This is a genomic window from Anoxybacillus sp. (genome assembly GCF_036834105.1).
Classification (GTDB): Bacteria; Bacillota; Bacilli; order Bacillales; family Anoxybacillaceae; genus Anoxybacillus.
In genome coordinates this window covers 1-5,791 of the sequence record NZ_DAITON010000140.1, presented here as the reverse complement: position 1 = coordinate 5,791, position 5,791 = coordinate 1, and the positions used below count along the sequence as shown (strand labels likewise).

At 42.3% G+C, this 5,791-nt stretch carries 5 protein-coding genes; 2 read left to right on the top strand and 3 right to left on the bottom strand.

What is annotated here, in order from left to right:
• Positions 1-223: 223 nt before the first annotated feature.
• Positions 224-1,624, bottom strand: a complete 1,401-nt coding sequence (locus V7Z64_RS11425; RefSeq protein WP_297991692.1) for a cryptochrome/photolyase family protein — start codon at positions 1,622-1,624, stop codon at positions 224-226.
• A gap of 79 nt (positions 1,625-1,703) precedes the next feature.
• Between V7Z64_RS11425 and V7Z64_RS11420 the strand changes: the two genes are divergently transcribed.
• Positions 1,704-3,173 carry a phytoene desaturase family protein gene (locus V7Z64_RS11420; protein WP_297991695.1) on the top strand — a complete coding sequence of 490 codons (1,470 nt, stop codon included), beginning with the start codon at positions 1,704-1,706 and terminating at the stop codon, positions 3,171-3,173.
• A gap of 20 nt (positions 3,174-3,193) precedes the next feature.
• On the opposite strand, the gene V7Z64_RS11415 is transcribed toward V7Z64_RS11420, so the two are convergent.
• Complete coding sequence (locus V7Z64_RS11415; protein ID WP_297991698.1) at positions 3,194-3,598, bottom strand: protease complex subunit PrcB family protein; 405 nt, start codon at positions 3,596-3,598, stop codon at positions 3,194-3,196.
• A gap of 103 nt (positions 3,599-3,701) precedes the next feature.
• Between V7Z64_RS11415 and V7Z64_RS11410 the strand changes: the two genes are divergently transcribed.
• Positions 3,702-5,189 carry a multicopper oxidase family protein gene (locus tag V7Z64_RS11410; RefSeq protein ID WP_297991700.1) on the top strand — a complete coding sequence of 496 codons (1,488 nt, stop codon included), beginning with the start codon at positions 3,702-3,704 and terminating at the stop codon, positions 5,187-5,189.
• Positions 5,190-5,666: 477 nt separating this feature from the next.
• Here V7Z64_RS11410 and V7Z64_RS13360 read toward each other — a convergent pair whose 3' ends face one another.
• On the bottom strand, positions 5,667-5,777 hold the full coding sequence (locus tag V7Z64_RS13360; RefSeq protein WP_442885206.1) for a hypothetical protein: 111 nt from the start codon (positions 5,775-5,777) through the stop codon (positions 5,667-5,669).
• Positions 5,778-5,791 lie beyond the last annotated feature (14 nt).

Genomic DNA, 5,791 nt, shown 5'->3' with positions numbered 1-5,791 from the left:
TCGAATTTCCAATTTCGATGATTTTTCACCTTGACATATTACCGCAGGACTTCTTCGTCTAATCTCTTTCTAACAAGGGAAGCTCGGGATCTTGGCTACATCATACGTCACTTTAGTGAAAGTTGGGTGAAAAAGGCGACGATCATAAAAAAAGAACTAAAGCTACTTGCACTCTAGTTCTATGATCTATCGAACAATTCCCCCATTTGATACAAGACGATTTTTATAGCGGCCGATCCATCCGAAATAACGCAATGGCGCGTTGACGCTGTAATTGGTGATCAACTGTCGGTTCAGGGTAATTGACCTTTATGCTACTTTTCCACGGCTCATGAATATGTGCTGACGGCAAAGGGGCAAGTTCATGCACATATGTGCGAATATATGTGCCGTCGGGGTCAAACTTTTTAGATTGCTCGATCGGGTTGAATACGCGAAAATATGGAACGGCATCCGTTCCGACAGAAGCAGCCCATTGCCATCCCCCAATATTCGATGCTTCGTCATAGTCAATTAACATCTGTCGAAAATATCCCTCCCCCATTCGCCAATCAATAAGATAGTCTTTCGTTAAAAATGACGCAACGATCATGCGGAGGCGATTATGCATCCAGCCCTCCTCTTTTAACTGACGCATGCCCGCATCAACAAACGGAAAACCCGTTTTTCCTTCTTTCCAAGCTTCAAACCGTTTCTCATCACGTGACCAAGGCAGATGGCGGTATGCTTCAATGAACGCTTCTGTTTTCGTAAAAGGAAAATGGGCATAAACCATATGATAAAAATCACGCCAAGCAAGTTCTTTTATATACGTTTCAACCGCTTCATCATAGCCGTTTCCAAATTGTTGTGCGACAGCGTGAAAAACTGTACGAATCGAAATCGTCCCCGTTTTTATATGCGGAGACAATCGACTCGTGCCCAAAATGCTCGGAATGTCCCGCTGACGATGATAACTCGGGAGAGCGATATCGATAAACTGTCGCAAAGCATGTAACGCATCTTGCTCCCCTATATTTCTCCAACGTTTCGTACATTGAGCAAGCCATATAGAAAAAGTACGCTCATCGTCCTCGGCAAGCGGAGTGATGGGTAACATATAGGCACGTAGTTCATTCACATCGATCGAAAGCGGCGGTCGTTTAGGAAGCTTGCGCCACGCGCGGTAATATGGAGTATATACTTTATAAGGCGAACCATCTGCCTTCAACACCTCAAACGCCCCGTGCATATGCGCATCGTTGTATGCATGCACTTCAATTCCACGCTTTTCTAGCAACGCCTTCACGTAATTATCTCTCTCTTTCCCTCGCCCGACTTCATCTTTATTGAAGAACACGGCGCTTATATTTACTTTATTCGTCAGCCGAGCGAATACATGATCGATCTCCCCGTACAATATATGCACATGTATGCCACGTTCGCGTAACGTTTGACGAAATTGCTCAACAGTTTGAAAGAAATATGCATGATGATACGTTCTTTCGTTTGCAAAATAAGGGTCGACATGGAAGAGAAAAAGAAGCTTTCCTTGCCTTTCCTTTGCCCAATGAAGCGCGTGAACGAGCGCCGTATGATCATATAGACGGAAATCCCGTCGAAACCAAACAACAGCTGTATGCATTCATACCATCCTTTCATCTTTTACACTTTCTTATTGTACAATATTTGTTTAATAATTGTATAATAAAAAGAAAAAGAAGGTGACCATCTTGTACGATGTTATTATTGTTGGCACAGGCTTTGGAGGAATAACCGCTAGCGTGCTCCTTGCGAAAAAAGGTTATCGTACGCTTACACTTGAAGCAGCAAATGAACTCGGTGGATGCGCAGGAAAATTTGAGCGGCAGTCGTTTCGCTTTCAAGCAGGCGCGACGCTCGGTATGGGGTTTGAAGAAGGAGGCGTATTTTCACAGCTCTTTCAACAACTCGACACGTCTCCCCCGCCAGTACATTTATTGCATACAGTAATGGATGTGCATGTTTCTAAACGAACGATTCGATACTATCAGCAAAAAGAACGGTGGTTTGATGAAATCGCAAAACAGTTTCCGAAAGATAGCGCAGCCATCGTCCGCTTTTTTGAAGAAATGTTTTCCCTTGCAGATACGATGCTTTCTTTTGTATATAAACGACCGATCATTCCGCCAAAAACGGTAACGCACGCCTTTCATGTCATGCAAAAAGTAGATCGCAAACTAATAGGCGCAACACCGTTTTTATTCCAATCGGTTGCGAAACGTCTGCAACATTACGGCATTCGTGATGAGACATTCATCGCCTTTTTAAACGGTCAGCTCGTTGATAGCGTACAAACGACAGTTGAACGTTGCCCCGCTTTACTCGGTGCCGTTGCGTTAAGCATATTTCATCGGGGAGCATTTTATGTTGAGGGAGGGCTCGCATCTGTCGTTCATGCGCTTGCTGAACGTTACAAGCAGCTCGGTGGTGAACTAATCATGCGGGAAAAAGTCGTTTCCATTCGTAAAGAGCGCCATTGGATGGTGACGACGAACCGAAAACAAACATACGAAGCAAAGCACGTTGTATTCAATGGCTCTGTCCATAGTATCTTTTCCATTTTAGACGATTCAATAAAACGAACATTTTCTATTCGTGAAGAAAAAGAAAAACAACGCCCGGCTTGGGGGGCTTTTACAATTTATATCGGGACGGACGACGACTTACAAACAGATAGCTTGTATCACCAATTTATCGTTGATGCAACAAAACCGATGAGCGAAGGAAACCAATTTTTATTGTCTGTTTCAGCACCGTTCGATCAGCAAATGGCACCTTTCGGAAAACGTTCAATCACGATTTCAACACATACTGACCCGCTTCGGTGGTGGAATCGCGATGCATATGACAAAGAGAAAAATATGCTTGCAGAACGCATATTGCAACGAGTGCACGACACATTCCCTTTAACAAACATACATGTCCAGCTCATCGGCACACCTGTCACATTTTCTCGCTTTACCCATCGCGCGCTCGGAAAAGTTGGGGGGTATATTCCAAACGGTGCTTTGAGCTTGCTGTCTACGTATTCACCAAAAACAAACGTGGAAGGACTTTGGCTTTGTGGCGATACAGTTTTTCCGGGTGCTGGTTCAATCAGCTGTGCGTTATCAGGATGGATCGTTGCTGACGCGATTGACGTAAAAAAATAGCTCTATGCACGAACATAGGGCTATTTTTTCTTTACTTCTACTGGTATCGTTGTTTCTATTTTTATTGCGATTTTCGGATACGTTAATGCTTGCGTCACAATGGCGTCAGGTGCTGGCTTTCGCTCCTCATAATAGACGACGATTTTCCCTTTTTCGTACGTTACATTGGTGATGACAACATCGTATCCCCCTGTTCTTCTTTCACCGAGGTGAATGACAACGTACGTCACTCCATCTTGCTGAACCGTATACGTTTTGAATTGTTTATGCTGGCGAACATATAACGCTTTTACATGTTGTGGAAGCTGTTCCTCTGTTACAACATGGTATACTACGTTCTCACCTTCTTCATATGTTTCTTCCGCTTTTGATACACCACAAGCAGAAAGAAATAAAACGATGAGTACAACAATCCATCTCTTCATGCACATTCTCCTTTTTATTTTAAATGACCCTTATCTACATCCACACATTCTCCATACTTTTATTTTACAATAACAGCAGTACGAATGAGAAAGGAGAGATACTATGCTACGAAAACTGTTTATGTTAGTTACACTTACTATATTCACCGCCGCATGCGCAAATGATTCGTCACAACATTCTATGGAACATCAATCAGAGGCAAAACAACCGGACGTATTATCCGGGAAAGAAATTCACATCGTTGCTAAAGAGGCACAATGGCAAATAAATGATAACGTAACGGTTCCTGTGTATACGTATAACGGCTCTGTACCTGGCGCGCAAATTCGGGTAAAACAAGGGGAGCGAGTGAAAATCATTTTTAAAAACGAACTGCCCGAACCAACGGCGATTCATTGGCACGGCTATCCTGTTCCAATTAGCCAAGATGGCGTTCCTGGCGTCACCATGGACGCAGTAAAACCCGGTGAAACATTTACGTATGAATTTACTGCAACGATAACTGGGACATATTGGTATCATTCACATCAAAAAAGCGCCGAGCAAGTAGATAAAGGATTATACGGGACATTTATTGTTGAACCTGAAGATGAAGAACGTATAGATCGAGATTATACACTCGTATTGGACGAATGGATTAGCCAACAACAGGGCGCATCAACAAATGGCCATGCACATCATTCCGATACACATCACGGTGGCGGTGCGATGACACATGACATGAGCATGTATGACATTTTTACAATTAACGGAAAAAGTGGTCAAGCGATTGAACCACTGAAAGTAAAAAAAGGCGAAAAAGTGCGCCTTCGTCTCATTAATGCAGGATATATGTCCCACAAGCTTCATTTACACGGACATGAGTTTAAAATTGTCGCAATGGATGGACAACCGATCAACGATCCAGAACCAGTCAAAGATAAATTGTTGAATATCGCCCCAGGTGAGCGCTACGACATTGAGTTTATCGCCAATAACCCGGGTGAGTGGTTACTAGAATGTCACGGAGATACGAAAGGTATCGATGGCATGAAAGTAAAAATTCAATATGAAGGACAAACAAACAACACGGACAAAGTAAACGCAACAGAAAACCTCCCTGTTGTGGATATAACAACATACGGAAAATATGAAGTAGGTTCATTTACGTTAGACCAAACATATGATGTTGAATACACAATGGATTTAGGAACCGCCATGGGCAAAAATGGCATGATTTTCACGATTGATGGTAAAACGTATCCTGACACAGCGCCGATCAATGTAAAGACAGGAGATTTAGTAAAAGTAAAAATAGTGAACAATTCACCTATGGATGTACATCCGATGCATTTACACGGACATTTCTTCCAAGTATTAAGCAAAAACGGCGAGCCAGTCACAGGCTCTCCATTGATGAAAGATACCTTAAATGTAAACCCTGGTGAAGAATATGTCGTCGCGTTTAAAGCAGATAATCCAGGACATTGGATGTTCCATTACCATGAATTGCACCATGCTTCAGCAGGAATGGTAACCGAGCTAACATACAAAGACTACAAATCAAGCTATACGCCCGATCCGAATGATACAATGAATAAGGGAGAATAACGATAAACACCCCTCCAAATAAAAGCGTTGGAGGGGTGTTTAAATCTCTCTCTCATTTAGCAATTGCTTAATATGTTGCTTTAGCTTAGGGATTTTATTTTGGACAACATCCCAAACAATTCGGTAATTAATGAAAGAACTGTAGATGAGCAAATTTACTAACGTAAATTTACAAATAAAACACCCATGAGGAAGTTTTTCTCGCCACCCAAGCATGAAAATAACCGTTCATGAACCCTTTATTTTCACAGAAAAAAGAAGACATGAACCCGATTCCTTGGTTAGAATACATGTGCCCACAACTATCCACAAGGAGGTTCATTGGTATTATGTCAAGAAAATAGACACGTAAAATCGGGAAAAATTTTAAAACCCTACTACCGCACTTCGTTTGGTGGCCTCTTGATAAGGAGAACGGTTGGTAAACCCTTCTCCTTATCAAGAGGATTAAGAAACCGCCATATCGCGACTTTTTTTTCATTCAGAGAAGGATTGTTTTTTGCCTTGCTGATGCAGCTTCTCATATGCCATCGGAGATATGTACTCGTTAGCGGAATGAATTCGCTCGGCATTATAAAAACACTCAATATATTCAAAAATCC

Coding starts and splice junctions, on each gene's coding strand:
- V7Z64_RS11425 (WP_297991692.1), bottom strand. CDS start 1,624: ATGCATACAGCTGTTGTTTGGTTTCGACGGGATTTCCGTCTATATGAT.
- V7Z64_RS11410 (WP_297991700.1), top strand. CDS start 3,702: ATGCTACGAAAACTGTTTATGTTAGTTACACTTACTATATTCACCGCC.
- V7Z64_RS11415 (WP_297991698.1), bottom strand. CDS start 3,598: ATGAAGAGATGGATTGTTGTACTCATCGTTTTATTTCTTTCTGCTTGT.